At 44.4% G+C, this 2,191-nt stretch carries 1 protein-coding gene, 2 tRNA genes and 2 rRNA genes; all 5 read left to right on the forward strand.

Annotation, left to right across the window (positions count from 1 at the left end; translation table 11 throughout):
* A 23S ribosomal RNA gene (locus WQ54_RS17775) occupies positions 1–584 on the forward strand; the annotation flags it as partial.
* 216 nt (positions 585–800) lie between these two features.
* Positions 801–916 (forward strand): 5S ribosomal RNA (rrf, locus tag WQ54_RS17780).
* 31 nt (positions 917–947) lie between these two features.
* Positions 948–1,024 (forward strand) — tRNA-Met (locus WQ54_RS17785).
* Between the two features lie 2 nt (positions 1,025–1,026).
* Positions 1,027–1,103, forward strand: a tRNA-Asp gene (locus WQ54_RS17790).
* A gap of 356 nt (positions 1,104–1,459) precedes the next feature.
* Positions 1,460–2,191, forward strand: a 732-nt coding sequence (thiL, locus tag WQ54_RS17795; protein ID WP_046585961.1) for a thiamine-phosphate kinase, incomplete at its 3' end; no start/stop codon positions are given.

The following is a 2,191-nucleotide window of genomic DNA, read 5'->3' on the forward strand; positions in this document are numbered from 1 at the left end:
CGCAGAGTGTAAAGGCACAAGGGAGCTTGACTGCGAGACCTACAAGTCGAGCAGGGACGAAAGTCGGGCTTAGTGATCCGGTGGTTCCGCATGGAAGGGCCATCGCTCAACGGATAAAAGCTACCCCGGGGATAACAGGCTTATCTCCCCCAAGAGTCCACATCGACGGGGAGGTTTGGCACCTCGATGTCGGCTCATCGCATCCTGGGGCTGTAGTCGGTCCCAAGGGTTGGGCTGTTCGCCCATTAAAGCGGTACGCGAGCTGGGTTCAGAACGTCGTGAGACAGTTCGGTCCCTATCCGTCGTGGGCGTAGGAAATTTGAGAGGAGCTGTCCTTAGTACGAGAGGACCGGGATGGACGCACCGCTGGTGTACCAGTTGTCTTGCCAAAGGCATAGCTGGGTAGCTATGTGCGGAAGGGATAAGTGCTGAAAGCATCTAAGCATGAAGCCCCCCTCAAGATGAGATTTCCCTGTTACTATGTAACGTAAGATCCCTGAAAGATGATCAGGTTGATAGGTCAGAGGTGGAAGCGCGGTGACGTGTGGAGCTGACTGATACTAATCGATCGAGGACTTAACCTAATACAAAAGCGAAAAGCTCAGTGAATGAATTGTATAATCGTTATCTAGTTTTGAAGGAATATGCCTTCAAACTAAATACAAAGTAAGAGGGTTTCGAGGAACGAACAGTTCAAGGAATCGATTGAGGAGACACCGGAGCGTACAGCTGTACGTGAGGATGTTGACGAATGAGATGACGCAGAAATGTGAAGTTCATCGGAAGCCGAAAACTAATTATCTGGTGGCGATGGCGAAGAGGTCACACCCGTTCCCATGCCGAACACGGAAGTTAAGCTCTTCAGCGCCGATGGTAGTTGGGGGTTTCCCCCTGTGAGAGTAGGACGTTGCCAGGTAATTATGTTTTATAAGTAGTATTATTATCGTCGCGGGGTGGAGCAGTCTGGTAGCTCGTCGGGCTCATAACCCGAAGGTCGCAGGTTCAAATCCTGCCTCCGCAACCAATGGTCCGGTAGTTCAGTTGGTTAGAATGCCTGCCTGTCACGCAGGAGGTCGCGGGTTCGAGTCCCGTCCGGACCGCCATATTTCGATTTTTAACGAAACGTTGATGTTTCGTTTTTTTTATGTCTTTTTATCTATTATTAAATATAAGCTATTGAAAAACAGCCTGTTAATATCAGCTGCAGAAGCTATCTATTGTTAGGAGATCCAGGAGCCTCCTCAGTTATTAAAAATTAACTCTTAACAAAGCTAAACATACAAGCAATTGCCATTAAAAATTTATAATGCCAATATAAAGCGATCTATGATACGATAGAATGTGTAAAACTTGGATAAACTACTACTATTCGCTAAATGAAAATATGATGCTTCCTTAGGAGACGATTCCTAAGGTTTTTTCATAATCTAAGCAATAAAAAATTGAACTGGAGAAAGAAATGGATGAATTTGATTTTATAAATAAATTAAAGCCAAAACAACTCTTTCAAAAACATGTAAAAGTGGGAATAGGTGATGATGCGGCTGTTTATGAACCATCTGCCAATACGAATCAAGTTGTTTGTGTTGACACCATGGTAGAAGGGGTCCACTTCTTAAAATCTTTATCCACGCCAACTGAAATTGGATATAAAGCTTTAGCTGTTAATCTCAGTGACATAGCTGCAATGGGAGCTATTCCTCGTTATTACCTCGTCTCAATCTCCATACCTTCAGGTTGGGGGGAAGAGGAGTTATTAGGCATTTTTAAGGGGATGGAAGAGCTTGCTGAAGCTTATCAATTGGATTTGCTCGGCGGTGATACTGTCTCTACTCATGACAAGCTGGTGATCACCGTCACCGTAATTGGTGAAGCAGAATCTCATGTCGAGACACTTCGGAAACATGCTAGAGATGGGGACATTGTTTTTGTTACAGGTACGATTGGTGACTCTGCGGCAGGGTTGGCTGTTTTATTAAACCAACTAACACTGGAAAATAAGAGCTTTCAGAATTACCTCGTTCATCGACATAAAAGACCAACTCCCCAAATTCAAGCAGGAAGACTTATTTCAACATTACATAGAGCATCTTTAAATGATATAAGTGATGGATTAGCAAGTGAGCTACATGAAATCGCCGAGGCAAGCCAAGTCGGGGTCATGATAAATGAAATTGATTTACCAATTAGT

This window comes from Bacillus sp. SA1-12 (genome assembly GCF_000981385.1).
In the GTDB taxonomy this organism is placed as follows: domain Bacteria; phylum Bacillota; class Bacilli; order Bacillales; family Bacillaceae; genus Metabacillus.